This window comes from Bacillus sp. REN16, assembly GCF_020731355.1.
GTDB lineage: Bacteria > Bacillota > Bacilli > Bacillales > Bacillaceae_L > Ferdinandcohnia.
This window is the reverse complement of sequence record NZ_JAJFZK010000069.1, coordinates 1-363: the sequence shown is the minus strand read 5'-3', so window position 1 is coordinate 363 and position 363 is coordinate 1. Positions and strand designations below refer to the sequence as shown.

The 363-nt window shown below is 34.2% G+C and carries 1 protein-coding gene; it reads right to left on the bottom strand.

The genetic code is table 11. The features are described 5' to 3' along the window. Nucleotides 1-104: 104 nt before the first annotated feature. Nucleotides 105-363 (bottom strand): DUF5348 domain-containing protein (locus tag LKW28_RS22855; protein ID WP_229142709.1); only part of this gene is annotated, 259 nt, incomplete at its 5' end.

Genomic DNA, 363 nt, shown 5'->3' with positions numbered 1-363 from the left:
TCGGCTAAAAATCTACTTTAATGTGCTAATTTTTCCACTTAATTTCAGAATGTGCAAAATTCCAATCATATTATCCCAGCTCCAAATCTTAAAAAGAAAAACCCCTAAAAAGGGGCATCAACTGGAATATAATTTTGGATTTCCACTCTGACCTTATATACTTCATAGTTATGGAGCACAAGGATCACATCATGCTCCAACTTTATAAACCAATCAAAATCTTTCTCTAAATATGCGTGGTAGTACTTATTTTGAATTCGCAGTTCAAATGAATAGCCTTGGTCAATCCAGTAAGACTTTTGACCAATCCATACTCTCCATTCTTGGCTAAAATGGTCGTAAACTAATATTCCCCGTTTCATT